General features: G+C 65.5%; 1 protein-coding gene. It reads left to right on the top strand.

The genetic code is table 11. The features are described from left to right. Positions 1-232, top strand: a 232-nt coding sequence (locus RAD04_RS39180) for a L,D-transpeptidase (protein WP_461628035.1), incomplete at both ends; no start/stop codon positions are given.

The following is a 232-nucleotide window of genomic DNA, read 5'->3' as shown; positions in this document are numbered from 1 at the left end:
CTACAACCCAAAGCTGTTCTGGGATTCAAAGAAGGGGGCAAAGGCGGCGTTGTTGCCGCCCGGGCCGAATGGGCCGGTGGGCGTGGTGTGGCTTGATCTGTCCAAGCCGCATTACGGCATCCACGGTACGCCCTCGCCTGAGACGATCGGCCGGGCGGAAAGCCATGGCTGCATCCGCCTGACGAATTGGGATGCGGCGCGGCTGGCCCTGATGGTGAAGCCGGGCACGCCC

It is taken from the genome of Bradyrhizobium sp. 25ACV, assembly GCF_054863005.1.
The sequence above is the reverse complement of the archived record's forward strand: the minus strand, read 5'-3'. Positions and strand labels throughout refer to the sequence as shown.